At 71.2% G+C, this 23,887-nt stretch carries 23 protein-coding genes, 1 tRNA gene and 1 other RNA gene; 12 read left to right on the top strand and 13 right to left on the bottom strand.

Annotation, left to right across the window (positions count from 1 at the left end; translation table 11 throughout):
• Positions 1–23: 23 nt before the first annotated feature.
• The gene (locus BLT52_RS19110; protein WP_090595730.1) at positions 24–1,145 is read left to right on the top strand and encodes a hypothetical protein; all 1,122 of its coding nucleotides are present in this window, start codon (positions 24–26) and stop codon (positions 1,143–1,145) included.
• Here BLT52_RS19110 and BLT52_RS19105 read toward each other — a convergent pair.
• Positions 1,115–2,077, bottom strand: coding sequence for a GNAT family N-acetyltransferase (locus BLT52_RS19105; protein WP_456236375.1), 963 nt, complete (start codon positions 2,075–2,077; stop codon positions 1,115–1,117). The genes BLT52_RS19110 and BLT52_RS19105 overlap by 31 nt on opposite strands.
• Positions 2,074–4,836 carry a pyruvate dehydrogenase (acetyl-transferring), homodimeric type gene (gene aceE, locus BLT52_RS19100; protein WP_090595727.1) on the bottom strand — a complete coding sequence of 921 codons (2,763 nt, stop codon included), beginning with the start codon at positions 4,834–4,836 and terminating at the stop codon, positions 2,074–2,076. The genes BLT52_RS19105 and aceE overlap by 4 nt, the downstream gene beginning before the upstream one ends.
• A gap of 231 nt (positions 4,837–5,067) precedes the next feature.
• Here aceE and BLT52_RS19095 point away from each other — a divergent pair, with 231 nt between their 5' ends.
• A complete protein-coding gene (locus BLT52_RS19095) occupies positions 5,068–5,499 on the top strand; it encodes a DUF3052 domain-containing protein (RefSeq protein WP_090595725.1) in 432 nt (143 codons plus the stop codon).
• Positions 5,500–5,502: 3 nt separating this feature from the next.
• On the top strand, positions 5,503–5,973 hold the full coding sequence (locus tag BLT52_RS19090) for a redoxin domain-containing protein (protein ID WP_231946403.1): 471 nt from the start codon (positions 5,503–5,505) through the stop codon (positions 5,971–5,973).
• A 16-nt stretch (positions 5,974–5,989) separates the two neighbouring features.
• Here BLT52_RS19090 and BLT52_RS19085 read toward each other — a convergent pair whose 3' ends face one another.
• From BLT52_RS19085 to BLT52_RS19070, 4 genes are all read right to left on the bottom strand, one after another.
• Complete coding sequence (locus BLT52_RS19085) at positions 5,990–6,448, bottom strand: GatB/YqeY domain-containing protein (RefSeq protein WP_090595724.1); 459 nt, start codon at positions 6,446–6,448, stop codon at positions 5,990–5,992.
• A gap of 28 nt (positions 6,449–6,476) precedes the next feature.
• Positions 6,477–7,931 carry an MFS transporter gene (locus tag BLT52_RS19080; RefSeq protein ID WP_197679112.1) on the bottom strand — a complete coding sequence of 485 codons (1,455 nt, stop codon included), beginning with the start codon at positions 7,929–7,931 and terminating at the stop codon, positions 6,477–6,479.
• 48 nt (positions 7,932–7,979) lie between these two features.
• Positions 7,980–8,056 (bottom strand) — tRNA-Val (locus BLT52_RS19075).
• A 25-nt stretch (positions 8,057–8,081) separates the two neighbouring features.
• Complete coding sequence (locus BLT52_RS19070; RefSeq protein WP_231946402.1) at positions 8,082–9,065, bottom strand: ROK family protein; 984 nt, start codon at positions 9,063–9,065, stop codon at positions 8,082–8,084.
• A 69-nt stretch (positions 9,066–9,134) separates the two neighbouring features.
• Here BLT52_RS19070 and prfB point away from each other — a divergent pair, with 69 nt between their 5' ends.
• The 5 genes from prfB to smpB all read left to right on the top strand — a co-directional run bounded on the left by prfB (position 9,135) and on the right by smpB (position 14,155).
• Entirely contained in the window at positions 9,135–10,247 is a 1,113-nt protein-coding gene (gene prfB / locus BLT52_RS19065) for a peptide chain release factor 2 (RefSeq protein WP_090595721.1), read from the top strand.
• Between the two features lie 178 nt (positions 10,248–10,425).
• The gene (ftsE, locus tag BLT52_RS19060) at positions 10,426–11,109 is read left to right on the top strand and encodes a cell division ATP-binding protein FtsE (RefSeq protein ID WP_090595719.1); all 684 of its coding nucleotides are present in this window, start codon (positions 10,426–10,428) and stop codon (positions 11,107–11,109) included.
• Positions 11,110–11,159: 50 nt separating this feature from the next.
• Positions 11,160–12,059 (top strand): permease-like cell division protein FtsX, encoded by a 900-nt coding sequence (gene ftsX, locus BLT52_RS19055; RefSeq protein WP_231946401.1) that lies wholly within the window; start codon positions 11,160–11,162, stop codon positions 12,057–12,059.
• A 55-nt stretch (positions 12,060–12,114) separates the two neighbouring features.
• Positions 12,115–13,557 (top strand): M23 family metallopeptidase, encoded by a 1,443-nt coding sequence (locus BLT52_RS19050; protein ID WP_090595717.1) that lies wholly within the window; start codon positions 12,115–12,117, stop codon positions 13,555–13,557.
• A gap of 100 nt (positions 13,558–13,657) precedes the next feature.
• The gene (gene smpB, locus BLT52_RS19045; protein ID WP_090595716.1) at positions 13,658–14,155 is read left to right on the top strand and encodes an SsrA-binding protein SmpB; all 498 of its coding nucleotides are present in this window, start codon (positions 13,658–13,660) and stop codon (positions 14,153–14,155) included.
• Between the two features lie 18 nt (positions 14,156–14,173).
• Here smpB and BLT52_RS19040 read toward each other — a convergent pair whose 3' ends face one another.
• Entirely contained in the window at positions 14,174–14,548 is a 375-nt protein-coding gene (locus BLT52_RS19040; protein WP_090595714.1) for an FKBP-type peptidyl-prolyl cis-trans isomerase, read from the bottom strand.
• Between the two features lie 120 nt (positions 14,549–14,668).
• Between BLT52_RS19040 and BLT52_RS19035 the strand changes: the two genes are divergently transcribed.
• Complete coding sequence (locus tag BLT52_RS19035) at positions 14,669–15,280, top strand: DUF1707 and DUF4870 domain-containing protein (RefSeq protein ID WP_172804081.1); 612 nt, start codon at positions 14,669–14,671, stop codon at positions 15,278–15,280.
• A gap of 3 nt (positions 15,281–15,283) precedes the next feature.
• Here BLT52_RS19035 and BLT52_RS19030 read toward each other — a convergent pair whose 3' ends face one another.
• Positions 15,284–17,077 (bottom strand): purple acid phosphatase family protein, encoded by a 1,794-nt coding sequence (locus BLT52_RS19030; protein WP_197679111.1) that lies wholly within the window; start codon positions 17,075–17,077, stop codon positions 15,284–15,286.
• 186 nt (positions 17,078–17,263) lie between these two features.
• Here BLT52_RS19030 and ssrA point away from each other — a divergent pair.
• Positions 17,264–17,631, top strand: a transfer-messenger RNA (tmRNA) gene (gene ssrA / locus BLT52_RS19025).
• A 113-nt stretch (positions 17,632–17,744) separates the two neighbouring features.
• Here ssrA and BLT52_RS21295 read toward each other — a convergent pair.
• The gene (locus BLT52_RS21295; RefSeq protein WP_197679110.1) at positions 17,745–17,909 is read right to left on the bottom strand and encodes a hypothetical protein; all 165 of its coding nucleotides are present in this window, start codon (positions 17,907–17,909) and stop codon (positions 17,745–17,747) included.
• Between the two features lie 289 nt (positions 17,910–18,198).
• Between BLT52_RS21295 and BLT52_RS19015 the strand changes: the two genes are divergently transcribed.
• Positions 18,199–18,429, top strand: coding sequence for an antitoxin (locus BLT52_RS19015; RefSeq protein WP_090595711.1), 231 nt, complete (start codon positions 18,199–18,201; stop codon positions 18,427–18,429).
• 63 nt (positions 18,430–18,492) lie between these two features.
• On the opposite strand, the gene nrdF is transcribed toward BLT52_RS19015, so the two are convergent.
• The 4 genes from nrdF to nrdH are packed head-to-tail and all read right to left on the bottom strand — an operon-like array spanning position 18,493 to position 22,356.
• Complete coding sequence (nrdF, locus tag BLT52_RS19010; RefSeq protein WP_090595710.1) at positions 18,493–19,467, bottom strand: class 1b ribonucleoside-diphosphate reductase subunit beta; 975 nt, start codon at positions 19,465–19,467, stop codon at positions 18,493–18,495.
• Positions 19,468–19,517: 50 nt separating this feature from the next.
• The gene (nrdE, locus tag BLT52_RS19005; protein ID WP_090597124.1) at positions 19,518–21,647 is read right to left on the bottom strand and encodes a class 1b ribonucleoside-diphosphate reductase subunit alpha; all 2,130 of its coding nucleotides are present in this window, start codon (positions 21,645–21,647) and stop codon (positions 19,518–19,520) included.
• Complete coding sequence (gene nrdI / locus BLT52_RS19000) at positions 21,647–22,123, bottom strand: class Ib ribonucleoside-diphosphate reductase assembly flavoprotein NrdI (RefSeq protein ID WP_090595709.1); 477 nt, start codon at positions 22,121–22,123, stop codon at positions 21,647–21,649. Before nrdI ends, nrdE begins: the two co-directional genes overlap by 1 nt.
• Positions 22,120–22,356: a glutaredoxin-like protein NrdH gene (gene nrdH / locus BLT52_RS18995; RefSeq protein ID WP_090595708.1), complete on the bottom strand. Its 237-nt coding sequence runs from the start codon at positions 22,354–22,356 to the stop codon at positions 22,120–22,122. Before nrdH ends, nrdI begins: the two co-directional genes overlap by 4 nt.
• Before the next feature lie 292 nt (positions 22,357–22,648).
• Here nrdH and BLT52_RS18990 point away from each other — a divergent pair, with 292 nt between their 5' ends.
• Positions 22,649–23,857 carry a hypothetical protein gene (locus tag BLT52_RS18990; protein WP_090595707.1) on the top strand — a complete coding sequence of 403 codons (1,209 nt, stop codon included), beginning with the start codon at positions 22,649–22,651 and terminating at the stop codon, positions 23,855–23,857.
• Positions 23,858–23,887: the final 30 nt, after the last annotated feature.

Genomic DNA, 23,887 nt, shown 5'->3' with positions numbered 1-23,887 from the left:
GCCACCCGACGCATACTGGGGAGGTGGACGCCGCCGAGGACGACCGCGAGGTCCTCGAGACGGGACGCTCGTCCGGTCCGGTGTGGTTCGTGCTGCTGGCCCTGGTGGCGGCCGTGGTGGCCGCCGTGGTGCTCGGCCAGCAACCCGCCGCCCCCGCCCCCGTCCCGGACCCCGCACCCCCGAGCAGCCCGCCGCCGTCGCCCGCTGCCGACCCCGGACCCGACCTGCCGCTGGCCGACGTCGGGACGCTCGTCCCCGGCGCCGACGGCGAGCTGGTGCACCTGCGCACCGAGACGGCCGTGGTCACCGTCGACCTGGGCACCGGCCGCACCACCCGCGTCCCGGCCGTGCTGGGCAGCCGGGTGGCGGGCTCCACCCTGGTGGCCGGCGAGGGCGGGGCGCTGCTGCTCGAGGGCGGCAGCCCGGTGGGGGCCGCGCTGCGGGTCCGCGACGGCTACCCGACGGCACTGTCCCTGGTGGGCAGCTGGGAGGCGCTGCCGGGGCCGGACGGCGCGATCTGGCGGGCCGACGGCGCCGGCGGGTCGCGGACGTCGTACTCCCTCAGCGACCTGGACGGCCGGGACCTGGGCGGACGGCTCCCCGCCGCCGGCGGTCAGGTGCTCCCCGACGGCCGCGGCGGGCTGCTGGCCGTGGACCGCGCCGGCCTCTGGCGCCTGGACGAGGACGGCACCCGCGATCAGGTCAGCCCTGGCCGGCTGCTCGCCACGGGCCGCAACCACCTGCTGGTCAGCGAGTGCGGACCCTGGCGCTACTGCGTGCAGGTGCTGGTGGACCAGCGCAGCGGCGAGCGCGAGGTGGTCCGCTCCTGGCCGCGGGACGCGGTCGGTGGGGGACGGCTCTCACCGGACGGGAGCCGGCTGGCCGTGGTGGTACCCACCGGGGACCGGGCCGAGCTGCACCTGGTCCCCACCCGCGGCGGTGAGCCGGTGGCCCTGCTGGACCAGCAGGCGGCGCTGCCGGTGCCCTCGGAGTCCACCCTGGCCTGGAGCGAGGACGGGTCGACCCTGCTCGCGGTCTACCGTGGTCGGCTGACGCTGCTGCGTGGTGAGGACGGGGAGGTGGTGGTACCGGCCCTCGGTGAGGAGCGGGTGCTTCAGCTGGCCGCCTGCGACTGCTCCCAGTAGCGGTAGCGGTGGTGCTCGGTGAAGCCCAGCCGCTGGTAGAGCACCAGGGCCGCGGCGTTGTCCGCCTCCACCTGCAGGTACAACGACCCGGCCCCCTCCCGGCGGGCGCGCGCGGCCAGCGCCCGGGTGAGGCTGGTGGCCAGCCCGCGGCGCCGCAGCGCCGGGTCGACCCAGATGCAGCTGAGCCCGCCCCAGCCCCCGTCCACGGTCAGCCGTCCCACCGCCACCACCCGACCGTCCTCCTCCACCCTGGCGAAGGAGGCGCCGGCCGCACCGAGCACCTGGCGGGCCGCCTCCGGGGCACCGGGTCGCTGCCGGGCGTAGGCCCGCTCCCAGACCGGCTCGAGGACGTCGGCCCAGACCACCCGGTCGTCCTCCACGGCCACGGTCGCCGACGGCGCGGTCATCAGCAGCGTCTCGTGGGCGGGCACGAAGCCGCGGGCGGCCAGGTCGGGGGCCAGGACGTCGGCGAGCGGCGAGTCGGCCAGCTGCACCAGGGCGGGACGGCCCAGCGCGGCGTACCAGTCGACCACGGCGTCCAGCGCCGCGCCGTGGCCGGTGCCCGGACCGCCGACGGCCAGCACCGAGCTGCCACGCCGGGTGAAGCCGTCGCTCCAGCGCAGCTGCCAGTCCCCGAGGGGCTCGGTGCGCACCGCGGGCCAGCCGCGGGACGCGACCCGGGTCATCTCCTCGACGTCGACCCGGCGGTGCGGCTCGGGCAGCGGGGGCGGTGGGACCCGGCGGCAGGCCACCACCTGCCGCCACGCCACCACGACGTCGCCGCGGCGTCCGGCCACCAGCACCTCCCTGTCGGAGACGCGCAGCACCTCACCGACCACGTCGGTGAGGTGCGGCCCCCCGGGAGGGGCGTCGGCGAGCCGGTAGCGGATCGAGACCCGCTCGCCGACCTGCGGTGCGGCGGGCTCGCTCAGGCGCCTGCACCCTCCTGGGTGACGCCGTAGGCCGAGGTCGGGTCGCCCAGGCCGTACTTCTCGTAGGCCTCGGCGGCTGCGCCCTCGCGGTAGGCGCCCTGCTTCTCCAGCGAGAGGAGGGTGGCCACGACGATCGACTCCGCGTCGGTCTGGAAGAAGCGACGGGCCGCGGCGCGGGTGTCGGCGAACCCGAACCCGTCGGTGCCCAGCGCCAGCCACGGGGCGTCCACGAACTGCTGGATCTGGTCCGGGACGGCGCGCATGAAGTCGCTGACCGCCACCAGCGGACCCTCGGCCCCGGCGAGCTTGCTGGTGACCCACGGCGTGCGCGGCTCCTCGCCCGGGTGGTCGAAGTTCCAGGCCTGGACGTCCATCGCCTCGCGGCGCAGCTCGTTCCAGGAGGTCACCGACCACACGTCGGCGTCCACGGCGTACTCCTCGGCCAGCACCTTCTGGGCCTCGAGGGCCGCCGGTACCGAGACGCCGGAGGCCAGCAGCTGGGCACGGGCCCGGTCGCCGCTCTGCTGCGCCGGCCGGAACAGGTGCATGCCCTTGAGGATGCCCTCGACGTCGACGTCCTCGGGCGGGCCGGGCTGGGAGACCGGCTCGTTGTAGACGGTGAGGTAGTAGATGACGTCCTCGCCACCGGGGGTCTCGGTCGACTCGTAGTCGTACATCCGGCGCAGGCCGTCGCGCACGATGTGGGCGATCTCGAAGGCGAAGGCCGGGTCGTAGTGCACGACCGCCGGGTTGGTGCTGGCCAGCAGCGGGGAGTGCCCGTCGGCGTGCTGCAGCCCCTCACCGGTCAGCGTGGTGCGGCCCGCGGTGGCCCCCATCAGGAAGCCGCGGCCGAGCTGGTCGGCCATGGCCCAGATGAAGTCGCCGACGCGCTGGAACCCGAACATCGAGTAGAAGATGAAGAACGGGATCATCGGCTCGCCGTGGGTGGCGTAGGCCGTGCCGGCGGCGGTGGTGGAGGCCAGCGCGCCGGCCTCCGAGATGCCCTCGTGCAGCAGCTGGCCCTGCTGGGACTCCTTGTAGGCGAGCAGCAGCTTGCGGTCCACCGCCTCGTAGTTCTGCCCGTACGGGTTGTAGATCTTCGCCGTCGGGAACATCGAGTCCATGCCGAAGGTGCGGAACTCGTCGGGGGCGATCGGCACGATGCGCTGGCCGATCCCCTTGTCGCGCATGAGGTCGCGCAGCAGCCGGACGAAGGCCTGGGTGGTCGCCACCTTGGTCTTCTCGCCCATCGACTCCATCAGCGGGGCGTACACCTTGTCCGCCGGCAGCTGCAGGGTGCGCGGCCGCGCGCGGCGCTCGGGCAGGAACCCACCGAGCTTGCGCCGACGCTCGAGCATGTACTGGATCTCGTCGGAGTCCTCGCCCGGGTGGTAGTAGGGCGGGTCGTAGGCGTCCTCGAGCGCGCTGTCGGGGATCGGCAGGTAGAGCCGGTCCCGGAAGGCCTTGAGGTCCTTGGTGGTCAGCTTCTTCATCTGGTGGGTGGCGTTCTTGGCCTCGAGGGCGTCGATCGTCCAGCCCTTCACCGTCTGGGCCAGGATGACCGTCGGCTGGCCGACGTGCTCCTGGGCGGCCTTGAACGCGGCGTAGACCTTGCGGTAGTCGTGACCGCCGCGCGACAGCTTCTTGATGTCGTCGTCGGACATGTCCTTGACCATCTTCTGCAACCGCGGGTCGTCGAAGAAGTGCTGGCGGGCGTAGGCCCCGTCCTCGACGGAGTAGGTCTGGAACTGCCCGTCCGGCGTGGTGTTCATCTTGTTCACCAGCGCGCCGTCGGAGTCCATCGCCAGCAGCGGGTCCCAGTCACGGCCCCACAGCACCTTGATCACGTGCCAGCCGGCGCCGCGGAACTGCGACTCCAGCTCCTGCACGATCTTGCCGTTGCCGCGCACCGGGCCGTCCAGCTGCTGCAGGTTGCAGTTGATCACGAAGGTGAGGTTGTCCAGCCCCTCGCGGGAGGCCACGCCGATCGCGCCCAGCGACTCCGGCTCGCCCATCTCGCCGTCGCCGAGGAAGGCCCAGACGTGCTGGTCGGAGGTGTCGGTGATGCCGCGGTGCTGCATGTAGCGGTTGAAGCGCGCCTGGTAGATGGCGTTCATCGGGCCGATGCCCATCGACACCGTCGGGAACTCCCAGAAGCCCGGCATCGATCGCGGGTGCGGGTAGGACGACAGCCCGTTGCCCTTGCCGCGGGAGACCTCCTGGCGGAAGGAGTCGAGGTGGTCGGTGGTGAGCCGGCCCTCGAGGTAGGCGCGGGAGTAGATGCCGGGGGAGGCGTGGCCCTGGATCAGGACGTGGTCGCCGCCACCGGCGTGGTCCTTGCCCCGGAAGAAGTGGTTGAAGCCGACCTCGTAGAGGCTGGCCGCACTCTGGTAGGAGGCGATGTGCCCGCCGACCTCGAGGCCCTTGCGGTTCGCCTTCGACACCATGATCGCGGCGTTCCAGCGGATGAAGGCGCGGATGCGGCGCTCGGTGTGCTCGTCACCGGGGAACCAGGGCTCGTCCTCGGGCGGGATGGTGTTGATGTAGTCGCTGCTGCGCAGGGCCGGCAGACCCACCTGCTTCTCGCGGGCGTGCTCGATCAGCTTGAGCATGATGTAGCGGGCCCGCTGCTTGCCCTTCTCGTCCAGCATGCCGTCCAGGGAGTCCAGCCACTCCTGGGTCTCTTCGGGATCGATGTCCGGAAGCTGGCTGGGGATTCCTTCGGCGGTGATGCCGGGGCGCTCGCCAGGGCGTGCCATGAGGCTCCTATCGCAGTGTCTACGCGCGTCCCCGGGAGGGGACCGGGCGGTCCAGGTCATGGCACACCCGCAGATCAGTTTGTCACCTACCCCCGACGAACCGTAATCCGGGCGGACGTCGCCAGCGCGGCCCAGCCGGCCCGTTCGGCCGCGGCACCCCTGGTGGTTCCCAACCCCGCAGCTCTCTGGCACGCTGATGCCCTGATCCACGACACGGACGAGGGGGGCTCGGTGAGCACCAACGCAGGACCCACGGGGGAGAAGACCGCCCCGGGGGCAGACCGTTTGCACGTCACGGCAGGCATGGTGGTCCAGGAGCTGGGCTGGGACGAGGACGTCGACGACGGCCTGCGGGTCGCCCTCGAGGACGCGGTCGACGGTGAGCTCGTCGAGGAGGCGGTCGAGGCGGTCGACGTCGTGCTGCTGTGGTGGCGCGACAGCGACGGCGACCTGGTCGACGGCCTGGTGGACGCCCTGACCGATCTGGCCGGCTCCGGGTTCGTCTGGCTGATGACGCCCAAGGTCGGGCGCGACGGGCACGTCGACCCCGCCGACATCTCCGAGGCCGCTCTCACCGCCGGGCTCAGCCTGACCAGCACCGCCGCTCTCTCCGACGAGTGGGCCGCCAGCAAGCTCGTCCGGCCCAAGGGCGTGCGCCGTTGAGGCGTGCGCGCCGCTGACGGGGTGCCCGCGCTGAGGCCCGAGGCTCCCGACTTCACCACCCGCGACCAGCACGGCCGCGAGCACACGCTGTCGGCCCTGCGCGGGTCGCCGGTGCTGCTGGTGTTCTACCCCTGGGCCAACACCCCCGTCTGCGCCAGCGAGCTGGTCGCGCTGCAGCAGCGGCTGGGACGCTACGCCGAGGCCGGCGCGCACGTCCGGGCCCTGTCGTGCGACTCGATCTTCTCCCTGCGGGCCTTCGCCGACGCACTCTCCCTCAGCCTGCCGCTGCTCAGCGACCACTGGCCGCACGGGGCGATCGCCCGGTGCTACGAGGTCTTCGACGAGGAGCTGGGCTGCGCGCGGCGCACCAGCGTCTGGGTGGACGCCGCCGGCCGGGTGGCCTGGCGGGACGGCACCGCGCACGGCACCGCCAGGGACCCCGACGCCCCGCTGGAGGCGCTCAGCAGGCTCTGAGCCCGCTCGCCGCGCCTCAGCCGGCCAGCTGGCGCTTGACCTCGGCGGCCACGGCGGCGCCGTCGGCGCGTCCCTTGGTCTGCGGGGTGACCACACCCATCACCTTGCCCATCGCGCGCGGGCCGTCGGCACCGGTCTGCTCGATGGCGGCGCGGACGATCTCGCTGATCTCGGCCTCGCTCAGCCCGGCCGGCAGGTACTCCGCCAGCACCTCGGCCTCCTCGCGCTCCTGGGCGACCAGCTCCTCGCGGCCGGAGGCCTCGTAGGCCTCGATCGACTCCGCCCGCTTCTTCGCCTCGCGCACGATCACGTCGAGGGTCTCGGCGTCGGTGAGCTCCTTGGCGTGCTCCCCGGCGACCTCGGCCTGCTGGATGCCGGTCAGCACCGAGCGCAGCACCCGGGTGCGGGTGGTGGCGCGGGCCTTCATGGCGGCGGTCATGTCGGAACGGATGCGGGACTTCAGGGTTTCGCTCACGCGGGCAGTCTGCCACCGAGGGGTCGGGTCACCGAACGACTTCGGCCGGCTCCGGGGCCGGGTCGGCGGTGCGCCGGCGCAGGTCGACCACGCCGAGAGCCAGGGCCACCAGCACCAGCGCGATGGTGGTGCGCAGGCTGTAGGACAGCGCCTCACCCAGGTCCCCGCCGGTGGCGGCGGCGGACTGGAAGAAGATCGCCAGCACCACGGCCACGCCGATCGCCGACCCGGTCCGCTGCGCGGTCTGCAGCAGCCCACCACCGGCCCCGGCCCGGGCCGGGTCGACCTCCGCCAGGGCCAGGGTGACGTTGGGGGAGATCACCATGCCGCCGCCGAAGCCGGCCAGCAGCAGCGCCGGGGCCAGCTTGAGGCCCTCCATGCCCTCGATGACCGGGGCGATCACGTCGATGACCACCAGCCCGACGACCACGCCCACCAGCCCGAGCACCACCAGCCACCGGCCGAAGCGGTGCACCAGGCGACCGGCCAGGAACGCCGACACCGCCGAGCCGACCGCGAACGGCAGCTGGGTCAGCCCGGCCTCCAGGGCGGAGTAGCCGAGGCCTTCCTGCAGGTAGAGGGTGAGCACGATGAAGATGGCGGTGAAGCCGGCGAAGTAGAAGGTGCCCAGCCCGAGCCCGGTGGTGAAGGAGCGCACCCGCAGCAGGCTGAGGTCGACCAGCGTCTCCTCCCCGCGTGCCGCCCAGCGCCGCTCCCAGAGCAGGAAGAGGACGAGCACGACGGCCGCCACGGCCAGGAACCACCAGGGGCGCTGGCTGAGCGGGGTGTCCTGGTCGCCCTGGACCACCGGCCACAGCACCAGCAGGATCGCCGCCGCGAACAGCACCACGCCCACCGGGTCCAGGGACTGCCGGTGACCGGTGCCGGCGCGGGGGAGCCAGCGCAGCGCGAGCAGCACCAGCACCACGCCGACCGGGACGTTGACGAAGAAGACCAGCCGCCAGCCGAGGTCGGGCCCGCCGGCGTTGACCAGCACGCCGCCCAGCAGCGGGCCGATCGCGGTCGAGACCCCGATGGAGGCCCCGAACAGCCCGAAGGCCCGGCCGCGGTCCCGCCCGGTGAACATGGTCTGGATGAAGCCGGAGACCTGCGGGGAGATCAGACCGCCGCCGAACCCCTGCAGCACCCGGGCCACCGCCAGCCAGACCGGGTCCTGGGCGGCACCGCACAGGGCGCTGGAGAGGGTGAACAGCACCACCCCGGCGATGAAGACCGAGCGGCGGCTGCGGGCGTCGCCGAGCCGCCCGGCCGGGACCAGCAGGATGCCGAAGGCCAGCGCGTAGCCGGCCACCACCCACTGGATGGTGCTGGGGCCGGCCCCCAGGCCGTCCCGGATCGAGGGGAGGGCGACGTTGACGATGCTGACGTCGAGCAGGGTCATGGCGCCGGCGACCAGGCAGACCATGAGGGCCCGCCACCGCTGCTTCTCGGTGATGGTGCCGTCGGTGGGGGTGTCACTCACCCGCACACGCTAGCCCCCGGTGCGCGGCGGCGCGGGAGGGCGCCGTCCTGGTGGGCGCAGAGGGACTTGAACCCCCGACCTGCTGCTTGTAAGGCAGCTGCTCTGACCAGCTGAGCTATGCGCCCGCGGCCCTCGGACCGGAAGCAGATGCTACCGCGACGGCGTCCGGCGGCCCGAGGGCGGCGCCTGCCTCAGCGGGCCGCGTCCGGTCAGCGCCAGGGCCACCGCGGCGGCCCCCAGCAGCCCGGCGTTCTCCAGCTCCGCAGGGCGGACCTCGAGGCCGTCGACGTAGTGCAGCACGGCGAAGTCGGCCAGGTGGCGGCGCAGCGGCTCGAAGACCACCTCACCGGCCTTGGACACCCCGCCGCCGATCACGAAGGTGGTCACGTCGAGGTTGGTGGCCAGCTCGGCCACCCCTGCGGCCAGGGCCCGCATGCCCCGCTCGATGGCCTCCCGGGCGACCGGGTCGCCCTCGCGGGCGTCGAGGGTGAGCTGCTGGGCGTCCTCACCGACCCACCCGCGTTCCCGGGCGGCGGCCACCATGCCCGGACCACGGGCGTACAGCTCGACGCACCCGTGGCTCCCGCAGGCGCACCGCTCGCCGAGGAAGTTCACCGAGGTGTGGCCGATGTGGACGGCGTTGCCGGTCGCCCCGGCGAAGAGCACGTCGTCGATCACCGCACCCCCGCCCACGCCGGTGGAGATCACCATGCCGACCATCGACGAGACGTCGCGCCCGGCCCCCAGCCAGTGCTCCCCGACCGCGATGCAGTGCCCGTCCCCGGCGAGCACACCGGTGGCGGGGCGACCGGTCGCCCGCACCACCGCGTCCAGCACCCGGTCCCGGACCGGCCACCTGCGCCAGGCCGGGATGTTGACCGGGCTGACCAGCCCCTCCGGGCCGTGCACCGGCCCGGCGGAGCCGATGCCGACGCGGGTCTCCTCACCGAGGACGTCGCCGACCCCGTCCAGCAGACCGGCCAGGGCCGCTCCGATCGGCTGCCACAGCTGCTCGGGGTCCTCACCGGTCCCGGTGGGCACGACGTCCTCGAACAGCACCTGCCCGTCGGCGGCGACCACGGCCATGGCCACCTTGGTCCCACCGATGTCCACGGCCACGACGGCGTCGTCCACGGGTGCTCCTCCCTCTGGTCCGCCCGGCATCCTAGGGGTCCTCCGCCGACGCGCGTAGGATGCGGGGTCGTGCCCGCTGATTTCGCTCTCGCCCTCCACGACCTGGATCGTGCCCTCACCTCCATCGAGACGGTCCTCGACCCGGCCGGCAAGCGCGCGGAGATCGCCGAGCTGGAGCAGCAGGTGTCCGCGCCGGACCTGTGGGACGACCAGGAGAACGCCCAGCGGGTCACCTCCCGGCTCTCCGTGCTGCAGTCGGAGCAGGAGCGGCTGATCTCGCTGCGCTCCCGGCTGGACGACCTCGCCGTGCTGGTCGAGATGGGCCAGGAGGAGGGCGACGCCGCCACCATGGCCGAGGCGGAGACCGAGCTGACCTCGCTGCGCCGCTCCATCGACGCGCTGGAGATCCGCACCCTGCTGTCGGGGGAGTACGACGAGCGCGAGGCCGTGGTGACCATCCGCGCCGAGGCCGGCGGGGTGGACGCCGCCGACTTCGCCTCGATGCTGATGCGGATGTACCTGCGCTGGGCCGAGCGCCACCACTACCCGACCGAGGTCTACGACACCTCCTACGCCGAGGAGGCGGGCATCAAGTCCGCCACCTTCGCGGTCAAGGCGCCCTTCGCCTACGGCACGCTGTCGGTCGAGCAGGGCACCCACCGGCTGGTGCGGATCTCCCCGTTCGACAACCAGGGCCGCCGACAGACCTCCTTCGCCGGCGTCGAGGTGCTCCCGGTGACCGAGGAGGCCGACCACATCGACCTCCCCGAGGGCGACCTGCGCATCGACGTCTTCCGCTCCTCCGGCCCCGGTGGTCAGAGCGTGAACACCACCGACTCCGCGGTGCGGATCACCCACCTGCCCACCGGCATCGTGGTCTCCTGCCAGAACGAGAAGTCCCAGCTGCAGAACAAGGCCGCGGCGCTGCGGGTGCTGCAGGCCCGGCTGCTGCTCAAGGCCCGCCAGGACCGCGAGGCCGAGCTGAACGCCCTCAAGGGCGACGGCGGCAACTCCTGGGGCTCCCAGATGCGCTCCTACGTGCTGCACCCCTACCAGATGGTCAAGGACCTGCGCACCGACCACGAGGTGAGCAACCCCGACGGCGTCTTCGACGGGGAGATCGACTCCTTCCTCGACACCGGGATCCGGTGGCGCCGCAGCGGGGAGCTGGCCGAGGCCTGAGCACGGAGCGGCGCCGTGAGGGTGCTGGGGGGACGCTGAGAACCTCTCAACCCGCCGAGTCGCGCTCCAATGCGGACAGCGTCGGGGGAGGCGACCTAGACTCCCCGTGGACCGTCAACCGGGGCCGGGTGCACCACCCGTCCCCACTTCCCTGCGCCTACCCCGGTCCACCTCCGCCGTGATCCGATTTGATGATGTGAGCAAGACCTACGAGGGCCAGCGCCGTGCCGCCCTCAGCAACGTCGACCTCGAGATCGACAAGGGCGAGTTCGTCTTCCTCGTCGGGCAGTCGGGCTCGGGCAAGTCGACGTTCCTGCGTCTGGTGCTGCGCGAGTACCGCCCGAGCAGGGGAAGCATCTTCGTGGCCGGCCGCGAGCTCAACCGACTGCACAACTGGAAGATCCCCGGTCTGCGCCGCCAGATCGGCACCGTCTTCCAGGACTTCCGGCTGCTGCCCGGCAAGACCGTCCACGAGAACGTCGCGTTCGCGCTGCAGGTGATCGGGAAGTCCCGCAGCCAGATCCGCACCCTGGTGCCGGAGACGCTGGAGCTGGTCGGCCTGCAGGGCAAGGAGAACCGGCTCCCCGAGGAGCTCTCCGGTGGTGAGCAGCAGCGCGTGGCGGTGGCCCGCGCCTTCGTCAACCGCCCGCGCATCCTGATCGCCGACGAGCCCACCGGCAACCTGGACCCCGCCACCAGCGTGGGGATCATGAAGCTGCTGGACCGGATCAACCGCACCGGCACCACGGTGGTGATGGCCACCCACGACTCCTCCATCGTCGACCAGATGCGCAAGCGCGTCGTCCAGCTCGCCGACGGCTCCGTCGTCCGCGACCAGACCAAGGGGGTGTACGGCTCGTGACGACCACCCCGCGCCCGCTGCCCGCCCCCACCCCCCAGGAGCGCTGAGCCGTGCGCCACATCTTCTCCGAGACCTGGTCCGGTCTCCGCCGCCACGTCAGCATGGTGGTGGCCGTCGTGGTCACGATGTTCGTCTCGCTCACGCTCTTCGGGGCCGGGCTGCTGATCTACCAGCAGGCCGACCTGCTGAAGGACCGCTGGTACGACCGGGTCGAGATCTCGGTGTTCCTGTGCACGCCGGCCACCGCGGGGGACAACTGCACCCCGGGTGCGGAGACCACCGAGGCCGAGCGCCAGCTGGTGCAGCAGACCCTGGAGGAGAACCCCGAGGTCGCCGAGGTCTTCTTCGAGACCAAGGAGGAGGCCTTCGAGGAGTTCCAGGAGGCCTTCGAGGGCAGCCCCATCCAGGAGTCCCTCACCGTGGACCAGATGCAGGAGTCCTTCCGGGTGAAGCTGGTCGACCCCGAGAAGTTCGAGGGCGTGGTCAGCTCCGTGGCCGGGCTCCCGGGCGTCCAGGCCGTCCAGGACATGCGCCAGTACCTGCAGCCGCTGATCCAGGTGCTGCAGGGACTGCAGATCGGGGCGATGGCCACCGGTGGGCTGCTGCTGCTGGCGGCGGCGCTGCAGATCGGGAACACGATCCGGATGGCGGCGGTCGCCCGGCGGCGCGAGATCGGCATCATGCGGCTGGTCGGGGCGAGCAACTCCTACATCATGGCGCCCTTCCTGCTGGAGTCCCTGATCGCCGGTGTGCTGGGCATCCTGCTGGCCTCCGCGGCCCTGGCCACCACCGTCGGGGTCATCCGCGAGAACTCTCAAGTCTCACTGCAGACTGCAGCCTGGATCGGCTGGCCACAGGCGGGAATAGCCATCGCGGGGGTTGCGGTCGTCGGAATCGTGCTGTCTATAGTGCCGACGCTCGTCGCCACGAGACGGTACCTGAGGGTGTGAGACAAACCTTGTCCACGCCGGGGCGCTGTCGAGAAATGACAGGGGTCTGTTGATCGTGACTCGGGACTTCCCCCCCACCCGCCACGGCATCCTCCGCCCGCGCCGCCTCCTCGGGGCCCTCACCGCCGGTGTCCTCGGCCTCTCCCTGTGCCTCGGCACCGCCTACGCGGACGACCTGACCGACCGCCGCGACGAGCTCCAGCGGCAGGCGGAGCAGACCAAGCGTGACCTGAGCGAGTCCACCGCCGGCCTGACCAGCGCGGTCTCCGCGCTCGAGGCCGCCGAGTCCGAGCTGGAGTCGGCGCGGGCCACCCTGGCCGCCACCCAGCAGGCACTGGCCGAGGCCCGGGCCTACGACGAGAAGATGCAGGCCAAGCTGGCCAAGGCCCAGAAGCAGCTGGAGAAGGCCCGCATCGCGGTGGCCGACAACCAGCTGGAGCTGGACCACCAGCTGGCCATGGTCGGCGAGGTGGCCCGGGCGGAGTACCAGCAGCGCACGAACCTGATGGAGGTGGCGGTGCTGCTGCAGACCGAGAGCCAGTCCGACCTGCAGACCAAGATGCAGTGGTCGACCACCATGTTCGACACCACCGAGGCCGGCATGGACCGGCTGCGCGAGCTGCAGGCCAAGCTCGAGGCGGCGGAGGAGGAGCGCGTGCGGATCGAGGCCCAGGTGGCCGCGGACCGCAAGGCGGCAGCGGAGAACGTGGAGCTGAAGGCGTCGCTGGAGGCCCAGGCGGAGGCCGAGACGGCTGCTGTCGCCTCGCTGGTGGAGAAGTCCGACAGCGCCCGCCAGGCCGCCGAGCAGGAGGTGGCCGCCGACGAGGCGCGCTACGAGGAGCTGACCGCCGAGCGCAGCGCGGTGGAGCAGCGGATCGCCGACCGCATCGCCGAGGCCGAGCGCAAGCGCAAGGCCGAGGAGCAGGCGGCCGCTCGCCAGGCCGAGGAGGAGCGGGCCGCGGCCCAGCGCGCCGAGGAGCGGGCGGCGGCCGAGCGGTCCCGGGAGAACCGTTCCTCCGGGGGGTCGTCCAAGGCCTCGGAGCCGAGGCGCCAGGCGCAGCCGAAGCCGGCGCCCGAGCCCGCGGCGCAGCCGGCGGACACGTCCTTCGCGATGCCGGTGAACGGCCCCATCACCTCGAAGTACGGCATGCGGCTGCACCCGGTCACCGGGATCTACAAGCTGCACGACGGCACCGACTTCGGCGTCGGCTGCGGGGTGCCGATCCGGGCGCCCTACTCCGGCACCGTGTCGGAGAAGTACTTCAACTCCGGGTACGGCAACCGCCTGGTGATCGACCACGGCCGGGTGAAGGGGTCCTACGTCTCCACCATCATGAACCACGCGACGCACTACAGCGTGGGCGTGGGGCAGCGGGTCAGCAAGGGCCAGGTGGTGGGCTACGTCGGCAGCACCGGTTACTCCACCGGCTGCCACCTGCACCTGATGGTGACCAAGGGCGGCAGCACCGTGAACCCGATGTCCTCCGGGCTCTTCTGAGCCGGACCCTGACGGTCCTGTGGCCCGCGTCCCGGATGGGGACGCGGGCCACGGCCTTTACCGGTGGGTGCTCGCTGGTGCCGCCTGAGAGGATGGGGGCATGGTGAAGGAGAAGGGCCGAGTGATGGTGGCCCAGAACAAGAAGGCACGTTTCGACTACCACATCGGTGACACCTACGAGGCCGGTGTGGTGCTGGCCGGCACCGAGGTGAAGTCGCTGCGGGCCGGTCGGGCGAACCTGGGGGACGCCTTCGTCACCATCGACGACGGCGAGGCGTGGCTGCGCAACGCACACGTGCCGGAGTACAGCCACGGCACCTGGACCAACCACACCGCCCGGCGCACCCGCAAGCTGCTGCTGCACCGGCGCGAGATCGAGAAGATCGAGCGGTCCCTGCAGCGCTCCGGGGCCACGGTCGTCCCGCTGGCGCTCTACTTCTCCGACGGCTACGCCAAGGTCGAGATCGCCGTGGCGACCGGGAAGAAGGAGTACGACAAGCGCCAGACCATCGCGGAGCGGGACTCGCGGCGGGAGGCCGAGCGTGCGCTGGCCTCCCGCAACAAGATCACCGCCCGGAGCAAGGGCGTCAGGGTCTGAGCCCGTCCCGGGGGAGGGTCAGCTGACGGCGACGAGGTCGCAGACGAAGATCAGCGTCTCCCCCGGGCCGATCACGCCGCCGGCGCCGCGGTCGCCGTAGGCCAGGTGCGCGGGGATCACCAGCTGGCGGCGGCCGCCGACCTTCATGCCGGCGACGCCGTCGTCCCAGCCCTTGATGACCATGCCGGCACCCAGGCGGAAGTCCAGCGGGGTGCCGCGGTTGTAGCTGGCGTCGAACTCCTCGCCGCTGCTGTGGGCCACGCCCACGTAGTGCACGCTGACGGTGCGGCCCGGCGTGGCCTCGGGGCCGTCGCCGACGACCAGGTCGGTGATCTGGAGCTCGGTGGGCACGGGGCCCTCGGGGAAGTCGATCTCGGGCTTCTCAGCAGTCATGGGCTCGACCCTACCGAGGCCTCCCGACAGCCTCCGACGGGCCGGGCGAGGGGGAGGAGCAGGGTCGGGTCGGGGGAAGGCCCTATGGTCCCTGCTCCGCCGGACGCGCACAGTGGGACCATGAACACGATGTACGAGCACCCGAGCCTGAACCAGCCCGTGACCGAGCAGCAGCGCGACCGCGCCGAGGCCTGGCTCCAGGGTGCCTACGCCGAGGGGAGGATCACCGAGGACGAGTTCGACCGTCGCATCGGCCAGGTGATCTCCGCGGTGACCCGTCGTGACCTCAACCTCGCCTTCTACGGTCTGGTGGACGTCTCCCGGGGCAGCCAGGCGCTGGGCACCCACCCGGCCTACCAGCCCACCAACGCGGCTCTGGCCCGCACGGGGGAGCAGGTGGGCAAGGGGGCGGCCGCGGTGGGCCACTTCTCCGGGATGTTCACCAGCTTCTTCGGTCCCGGCCTCTTCTTCCTGCTCTCCCCGGAGGGCAGCTACGCCCGCAAGGAGGCCGCCAAGGCCTTCAACTTCCAGGTGCTCAGCCTGCTGACCCTCATCGTGGCCGGCATCGCCAGCATCTTCCTGCCCGACTTCCTCGAGAACCTCATGTTCCCCCTGATCACCCTCGGCTGGTTCCTGGGCACGATCATCGGCGGGGCCAAGGCCGCCCAGGGCGACGACTGGCAGAACCCGGCGACGAAGGCCGCCAAGCTGAAGATCCTGCGCGAGCAGTGATCCTCAGCGCAGCACCCGGCCACGGGCGTCCAGCTCGAGGGTGACCACGTCGGCGTAGGTCCGCCGCTCGGTGCGGACCACGCGGCGGTCGGCGTCCAGCACCGGGAAGCTGTGCACCGGGGTCAGCACCAGCTCGGCCTTGGCGCGTCCCCTGGAGACCCGGGTCAGGTCCACCTGCAGGTGCCCGTAGTGCTTGCCGCCGGAGACGAGCTGACGGACGCCGTCCACCTCGGCCCAGACCTCCCGCTCGTCCTGGTCCGCGGTCCAGCGGCGGAACTCGTTGTAGCGAAGCAGCGGGGCCTCGAGGGTGGGGCCGTCGTGGCGCTCGCCGCGCAGCCCGTCGCCGGCCACCCCGACGTCGTAGTAGTGCACCCCCACCCCGTCACCGTCCTCGTCGACGAAGCTCCGCTCGAACATCTCGCTGTGGCCGGAGATCACCGCGCTGACGCCATACCGCTCGAACAGCGGGTGGTACTGCCGCATCGGGGTGCCGCCCTGACCGGAGGTGTCGGCGTGGTACATCGGCAGCCCGTGCTCGCCGGAGCTGTAGGCGCTGTGGTGGAACTGCACCACCACGACCTGGCCCTGGCGGCGGGCGCTCTGCAGCTGGCGCTCGGCCCAGGTGTACTGGGTGGAGCCGGGGTTGAGGTCCGACAGGTCCGTGCCGCCGGCCGCCTCGTACTCGGCCCGGGTGAAGTTGCTCTGGGTGTCGGTGCCGGGCCCGCGGTACTCCCGGCCGGTGGCCTTCTCCGAGGCCGGGGTGTCGGCGGGGACGGCGTCGGGCTCGCCGTTGTTGGGGTCGAGGGTGATCACCGTGACCGGGCCGTAGTCCAGGCGGTAGTAGTTGTCGGCGTGGGCCGGGGTGCCGTTGGCGGGGGAGTCGAAGTAGGCGTGGTACTTGGCCCGGGACCGCACCACCGCCGAGCGGTCCTCGGGGGTGCCGTAGCCGCCGTTCAGCGCCCCGAAGCTCTCCCAGTTGCCCAGCGCCGGCAGCACCGGGGTGCTCGACAGACCGCTGCCGACCTCACCGGCGTTGTGGCGGAAGAACTCGTCCCAGCCCGGTTGGTAGCCACCGCCCTGCACCAGGTCGCCGGGGTACAGCACGAAGTCGGGGTCCTGGGCGTGCAGGACGGCCAGGTTGCGCCGGTAGCCGTCGTCCTCGGTCAGCGGGTAGCGCAGCACCCGGGTGCCGGAGAGGGTGGTGGTGCCGAAGGTCTGGTCCCACTCGCCCCCGGGGGTGGCCGCAGGACGGTCCTCGGCGCCGAGTCCGGGTGCCCACTCACGGCGCTGGACGCGACCCAGGGGCTCGGTCTCGGAGTCCGACATGGCCATGAACCGGATGTGCTCCCAGTCGCGGCGGCCCGGGGCGGTGGAGAGCTCGGCACCGACCGTGGCGCCGTCCTGGGTGACCCGGTAGGTGTAGGTGCTGCCCGGCTCGAGCCCGGTGAGCCGCACCACGTGCTTGACGTTGCCGTCCTCGTGCAGCCAGGAACCCTGCTCCAGACCGGGGATCTCCTGCTGCCGCTCCAGCTCGGTGTAGGCGAGGACCGGCTGGGGCTCGGGGTCCGACACCAGCCGGGTGCCGCGGTGCCCGGGTCCGTCGAGCACCAGCTCGCCCGGCGCGTCGTCGTAGGAGAACCAGGTGACCGTCATCGAGGTCGTGGTCGGGTTCTGCAGGTACGGGTTGACGCGGAAGCCGCCGTCGCGGGCGTCCGCGGTGGGGGTCAGCGTCGTGAGCAGCAGAGCCCCGGTGACGGCGGCGCAGGCGAGGGGGCGGGACAGGCGGGAGAGCGTCACGGGAGGGCCTCGATCCGGGCGGAGGACGGTGTCCTCCGACCCTGGCACAGCGGGACCGGGTCGGGAAGAGCGAGGTGGGGACGGGGCCGGTCGGTCGCCGGTCGAACCGGCTGGTGCCCGTCGCGTTCAGGCGTATACTTGGCCCTCACGTCGCCGCCTCGGTGGTGGCGTGGGTACAACTCAACAGGGGGTGATCGGTTTCGACTTGGGACAGTAGTCCCAGGGGAAGCGGGCCGAGAATCCAAGGTCAACTCGTAAATGTCCCTTGGAAACCAACAAGTGCCGATTCTAAGCGCACTGACTTCGCTCTCGCTGCCTGAGCAGTGACCGAAGCGTCAGTCCGGGTGCCGTCTCCGACCCGGGTACTGGCGTCATCTAGGAGACTTGCTCGTCGCGCTACGCCTTAGGGCGCGCCGGGGACTTCACTAGGGCTGGGCCTGTCCACGACGTGCTGGTGCGAGCGTGGGGGCCGAGAAAACGTCTAGCCAGCTGCGCCCGGAGAAGCCCTGGTTCACTTTCCGAGGACGCGGGTTCGATTCCCGCCACCTCCACCCCTCTGAGTCGCGCAGCGCCTCGGCCCCTCGTGGGTCGGGGCGCTTCGTCGTCCCTGGGCCGGGGACCGGCACGGCGCTCTTCGGGTGCGCCGCGCCGGCCGGGCCGGGGACGCTCAGCGGCTGACGAGCTTGAAGAACGTGCTGTCGCTGCCGTCAGCCTTCTTCGACTGGTACAGGAATGCCAGGCCCGAGTCCTCGAAGGCGGCGAACCAGGTCTCCCAGTCCACGTGCTCCAGGCTGTCCTCACCGGCCCCGCCGGGGAAGTCGATGCGGAGCACGCCCGGGCCCTTCCCGGAGTCCTCGGTGCGCGCACCAGGGCCGGGGTGCCGTCGTGCTCCTCGACCCAGCGGCGGATCTCGTCGTGGTCGGTGGTGGTGCTGCTCTCCGACGCCATCGCGCGTCTCCTCTGCTCGTCCTGGGGTCGGTCCGGTACCGCCCCCAGACCTGCTACCCCGCACGCCGCAGCCCATCCTCGCCGGGCCGTCCGCCCGGTCCCCGGTTTGGTGGTGCACGACCACGGGTAGCCACGAGGAGTCAGACTGTCAGCCACAGAGAGGGACGCACACCATGGGCATCTTCGACAAGGCCAAGGACGCCGTCCAGGGCCACGAGGGCCAGGTCGACCAGGGCATCGAGAAGGCCGGCGACGCCGTGGACTCACGCACCGGTGGCAAGCACGCCGAGCACGTGGACAAGGCGCAGGACATGGCCGGTGACCGCCTCGGCATCCCGGACCAGGCCGACGCCGGCGGCGGCGACCCGGCCGAGGAGAACAACCCGCCGGCCTCCAACATCTGAGAGCCGGTACGACGAGGGCCCCCGCACCAGACGGTGCGGGGGCCCTCGTGCGTCAGGAAGGGCTCAGAAGTCCCAGTCCTCGTCCTCGGTGCTGACGGCCTTGCCGATCACGTAGGAGGAGCCCGAGCCGGAGAAGAAGTCGTGGTTCTCGTCGGCGTTGGGGGACAGGGCGGACAGGATCGCGGGGTTCACGTCGGTCACCTGCTTGGGGAACATGGCCTCGAAGCCCAGGTTCATCAGGGCCTTGTTGGCGTTGTAGTGCAGGAACTTCTTGACGTCCTCGCTCAGCCCGACGGAGTCGTAGAGGTCGCGGGTGTACTCGACCTCGTTGTCGTAGAGCTCGTACATCAGGGAGAACGTGTAGTCCTTGATGTCGTCGCGCTCGGACTGGGTGATGAGCTCCATGCCGCGCTGGAACTTGTAGCCGATGTAGTAGCCGTGCACGGCCTCGTCGCGGATGATCAGCCGGACCAGGTCGGCGGTGTTGGTCAGCTTGGCCCGGCTGGACCAGTACATCGGCAGGTAGAAGCCGGAGTAGAACAGGAACGACTCCAGCAGGGTGGAGGCCACCTTGCGCTTGAGCGGGGAGTCGCCCTTGTAGTACTCCATGACGATCGCGGCCTTCTTCTGCAGGTTCGGGTTCTCCACCGACCAGCGGAAGGCCTCGTCGATCTCTCCCGTGGAGCACAGCGTGGAGAAGATCGAGGAGTAGCTCTTAGCGTGCACCGACTCCATGAAGGCGATGTTGGTGTACACCGCCTCCTCGTGCGGGGTCAGCGCGTCGGGGATCAGCGAGACCGCCCCGACGGTGCCCTGGATGGTGTCCAGCAGCGTGAGCCCGGTGAACACCCGCATGGTGAGCTGCTGCTCGTGCGGGGTCAGCGTGGCCCAGGACTGGACGTCGTTGGACAGCGGCACCTTCTCGGGCAGCCAGAAGTTGTTGACGAGGCGGTTCCACACCTCGACGTCCTTGTCGTCGGCGATCTTGTTCCAGTTGATGGCCTGGACCCGGTCGAGCAGCTTGAGTGAGTCAACCACGGTGTTCGTCGTCCTCTGTGTCTGTGCGGTGGGCGGGAGGAGGGGAGGCGTCAGAGCATGCAGCTGACGCAGCCCTCGACCTCGGTGCCCTCCAGCGCGAGCTGGCGCAGGCGGATGTAGTAGATGGTCTTGATGCCCTTGCGCCAGGCGTAGATCTGGGCCCGGTTGATGTCGCGGGTCGTGGCGGTGTCCTTGAAGAACAGGGTCAGCGACAGGCCCTGGTCCACGTGCTGGGTGGCCGCGGCGTAGGTGTCGATGATCTTCTCGTAGCCGATCTCGTAGGCGTCGGCGTAGTACTCCAGGTTCTCGTTCGTCATGAACGGCGCCGGGTAGTAGACGCGGCCGAGCTTCCCTTCCTTGCGGATCTCGATCTTGGACGCGATCGGGTGGATCGAGGAGGTCGAGTGGTTGATGTAGGAGATCGACCCGGTCGGCGGCACCGCCTGCAGGTTCTGGTTGAAGATCCCGTGCTCCATCACCGAGGCCTTCAGCGCGGCCCAGTCCTCGCGGGTGGGCAGCCGGACGCCGGCGTCCTCGAAGAGCTGGCGGGCCCGCTCGGTCTCCGGCAGCCAGTCGCGCTCGGTGTAGGTGTCGAAGAACTCCCCGCTGGCGTAGGTGGAGCCCTCGAAGCCGACGAAGGTGCGTCCCCGCTCGATGGCCAGCGCGTTGGAGGCGCGCAGGCAGTGGTAGAGCACCGTGGCGAAGTAGGCGCCGGTGAAGTCGATCGCCTCCGGCGAGCCGTAGTGGATGTGCTCCCGGGCCAGGTAGCCGTGCAGGTTCATCTGCCCCAGGCCGATCGCGTGGGACTGGTCGTTGCCCACCTCGATGGAGCGGACCGAGGCGATGTGGCTGGCCTCGGAGACGGCCGTCAGCGCGCGGATCGCGGTCTCCACGGTGCGGCCGAGGTCACGGCCGTCCATCGACAGCGCGATGTTCATCGACCCCAGGTTGCAGGAGATGTCCTTGCCGATCTGGTCGTAGGACAGGTCCTCGTGGTAGGTCGTCGGCGTGTTGACCTGCAGGATCTCCGAGCACAGGTTGGACATGTTGATCCGGCCCTCGATCGGGTTGGCCCGGTTCACCGTGTCCTCGAACACGATGTAGGGGTAGCCCGACTCGAACTGGATCTCGGCCAGCGTCTGGAAGAACTGGCGCGCGTTCATCTTGGTCTTCTTGATCCTCGGGTCGTCGACCATCTCCTGGTACTTCTCCGAGATCGACAGGTCGCCGAACGGCACCCCGTACACCCGCTCCACGTCGTAGGGCGAGAAGAGGTACATGTCGTCGTCCTTCTTCGCCAGCTCGAAGGTGATGTCGGGGACGACGACGCCCAGGGACAGGGTCTTGATGCGGATCTTCTCGTCGGCGTTCTCGCGCTTGGTGTCGAGGAACCGCATGATGTCGGGGTGGTGCGCGTTGAGGTAGACCGCGCCAGCACCCTGGCGGGCCCCGAGCTGGTTGGCGTAGCTGAAGCTGTCCTCGAGCAGCTTCATCACCGGGATGATGCCGCTGGACTGGTTCTCGATGTGCTTGATCGGCGCACCGGCCTCGCGGATGTTGCTCAGCGACAGCGCGACGCCCCCACCGCGCTTGGACAGCTGGAGGGCGGAGTTGATGCCGCGGGCGATGGACTCCATGTTGTCCTCCATCCGCAGCAGGAAGCAGGACACGAGCTCGCCCCGCTGGGCCTTGCCGGCGTTGAGGAACGTCGGGGTGGCCGGCTGGAACCGGCCGGCGATGATCTCCTCGACCAGGTGGGTGGCCAGCGCCTGGTCGCCCTCGGCCAGGGTCAGCGCCGTCATCACCACGCGGTCCTCGAAGCGCTCCAGGTAGCGCTTCCCGTCGAAGGTCTTCAGCGTGTAGGAGGTGTAGTACTTGAAGGCACCCAGGAACGAGGCGAACCGGAACTTCTTGGCGTAGGCCAGGTCGTTGAGGCGCTGGATGAAGTCGAAGTCGTACTTCTGCAGGACGGCGTCCTCGTAGTAGCCCTTCTCCACCAGGTAGTCCAGCCGCTCCTTCAGGGAGTGGAAGAACACCGTGTTCTGGTTGACGTGCTGCAGGAAGTACTCCCGCGCGGCCTCACGGTCCTTCTCGAACTGGATCCGGCCGTCGCGGTCGTAGAGGTTGAGCATCGCGTTCAGCGAGTGGTAGTCCATCGCGACCCCGCTGGGGGCGTCCATCACTGCTGTGTCCAAAACTGGTCCAATCCCTCTGCGACGACGCGGACGTCGTCGGCTGTTCCGAAGACTTCGAAGCGGTACAGGTGCGGCACCCCGCACTTGGCGGCGATGATGTCGCCGGCGCGGCAGTAGGCCGCACCGAAGTTGGTGTTGCCCGCCCCGATGACCCCGCGGAGCAGGGAGCGGTGGTGCGGGTCGTTCAGGAAGCGGACCACCTGTGGGGGGACCGAGCCCGACCCGTCGCCCCCGCCGTAGCTGGGCACGACGAGGACGTAGGGCCGGGTCACCACCAGGGGCGGCTCGCGGTCGGGGTGGATCGGGATCCGCAGCGCCGGGCGCCCCAGCTTCGTGATGAAGCGGTGGGTGTTGCCCGAGACGCTGGAGAAGTAGACGAGGTCCGCCTCGTCGGTGCGGGGGAGCGTGGTGGTGCTCCCCGAGCTCGCGAGGAGCTGCTCACGCGAGGTCGCGTCGCTCATCCGGCGAGACGGGCCGCGAGCTCGTCGATCTTGTCCGGGCGGAAGCCGGACCAGTGGTCGTCACCGGCCACCACGACGGGGGCCTGCAGGTAGCCCATCGAGCGCACCATGGCCAGCGCCTCGTCGTCGATCTCGAGGTTCAGCGCCTCGAACTCGATGCCCTTGGCGTCGAGGGCGCGGTAGGTCGCGTTGCACTGCACGCAGCGGTCCTTGGTGTACACCGTCACCGTCATGATTCCTCCTGGGGTGGTGCTCCGAGGTCTCGCCGTTCGTAGGGGAAGTTTACACCCGTCGAGCCCTGTATCTAGTGGTGTCACCTCCGTGCCACCACCACATACTGTAATCACACGGCTGTGATTACGCCATCCCCGGAGGCCACCGATCTGCTCCGGCCGCGCCGTTGCTGGGCTCTCCCGGCGTGTCGCGCCCGACGCCCGGGCGTGTCGCGGCGAGGGTCCGGAGGGGCCTCCGTGGAGGGCGGTCCGCCACCCTACGACGGACCCCGCCGGTGGCAGACTCCTGCGCGTGCCGACCGGACGCGAGGACGTGGAGGGCGACGGGGCCGACCACCTGGACCACGGTCCCCCGTCGCCCCCGCAGGCGCGCCGGATGCTGCTGGTGACCGTCCTGGTCCTGGTGGCCGCGCTGGTCGCCGTGGTCGCCCTGACCCGACCCGACGGCTCCGCCGCCCCCGAGCCGACCCCGAGCTCCCCGACCACCCCCGGGCGACCGAGCACGCGGCCCACGCCGACGCCGGGACCCAGCGGCACCGCCGACCGGTACGCACCGGTCCAGGACACCCTCGGCGCCCCGGTGCTCCCGGGCGCCGACCCCGGGTGGGACCTCTTCCTGGAGGGGGCCGACGAGGTGTTCCGGGTGCGGCTCGCCACCGGTGAGCTCGTCCGCACCCGGATCCGGGTCCCCGCGGGGCAGGGCTACTCCTCGGCGGTCGTGACGGGCCCTGAGGGTCTGCTGACCTACTCCGGGCCCTCGGCCACCGCCCAGCTCGTGCCCGACGACGGGCCCGCCACCGAGGTCGCGCTCCCGGGGGTCGAGGACCCCGACACCTACCCCGAGGTGTACCCCGGACCCCCGGGGGAGCTGTGGATCGCCGTCCGCGACGCCGCCGGGACCATCGTGCTCACCAGGGTGGACGCCCGCGGCCGGGTCATCGAGGGCCCGCGGCCGGTGCCGGTCGCCGGGTCGCTGTGGGCCGACGGCCGGGGCGGGCTGCTGCTGACCGCGCCCGGTGGGTTGTGGCAGCTGGAGGGGGATCGGGCCCGTCGCCTCGCCGTCGGGTCCGCCACCGCCGTCGGGGCCCGTGCGCTGGTGGTCGTCGTCTGCGACGACGAGCTGGCCTGCGAGCGGCAGGTGCTCGACCGTGACACCGGGGAGGTCCGGGTGCTGGGTCCGGCGGACCCGCACGACACCCGTTACGGGCTCACCGGCAGCACCTCGCCGGACGGGCGCTGGTGGGCGAGGTGGACCCTGGGGTCGGAGGGGCGGCCGCGGGTGCAGGTGCTCGATCTCGGCACCGGGAGCACCGTGCTGGAGCACGAGCTGGACGCCGACGGGCTGCTGGACCCGCTGTCGTCGATGACCTGGACCCCCGACGGCGGTCTGCTCCTGCTGCTCACCGGCGACGGCCTGGCGGCCGCGGACCCCCGGACGGGGCAGCTGACCAGCCTCGACGCCCCGACCGGCGAGCTGTACCGCCTGTCGGTGCGGAGCTGACTCCCCGGTCGCGGGGTCGGTCCCGGGTGG

It is taken from the genome of Auraticoccus monumenti (genome assembly GCF_900101785.1).
Taxonomy (GTDB): domain Bacteria; phylum Actinomycetota; class Actinomycetes; order Propionibacteriales; family Propionibacteriaceae; genus Auraticoccus; species Auraticoccus monumenti.
Note: the sequence above shows the minus strand (reverse complement) of the source record. Positions and strands in the feature narration are given on the sequence as shown.

What these genes read in the sequence shown, in the direction of transcription:
- aceE (WP_090595727.1), bottom strand. Translation starts at nt 4,836, where the DNA reads ATGGCACGCCCTGGCGAGCGCCCCGGCATCACCGCCGAAGGAATCCCC.
- smpB (WP_090595716.1), top strand. Translation starts at nt 13,658, where the DNA reads ATGGTGAAGGAGAAGGGCCGAGTGATGGTGGCCCAGAACAAGAAGGCA.
- BLT52_RS19040 (WP_090595714.1), bottom strand. Translation starts at nt 14,548, where the DNA reads ATGACTGCTGAGAAGCCCGAGATCGACTTCCCCGAGGGCCCCGTGCCC.
- BLT52_RS19035 (WP_172804081.1), top strand. Translation starts at nt 14,669, where the DNA reads ATGAACACGATGTACGAGCACCCGAGCCTGAACCAGCCCGTGACCGAG.
- BLT52_RS19015 (WP_090595711.1), top strand. Translation starts at nt 18,199, where the DNA reads ATGGGCATCTTCGACAAGGCCAAGGACGCCGTCCAGGGCCACGAGGGC.
- nrdE (WP_090597124.1), bottom strand. Translation starts at nt 21,647, where the DNA reads ATGGACGCCCCCAGCGGGGTCGCGATGGACTACCACTCGCTGAACGCG.
- nrdI (WP_090595709.1), bottom strand. Translation starts at nt 22,123, where the DNA reads ATGAGCGACGCGACCTCGCGTGAGCAGCTCCTCGCGAGCTCGGGGAGC.
- nrdH (WP_090595708.1), bottom strand. Translation starts at nt 22,356, where the DNA reads ATGACGGTGACGGTGTACACCAAGGACCGCTGCGTGCAGTGCAACGCG.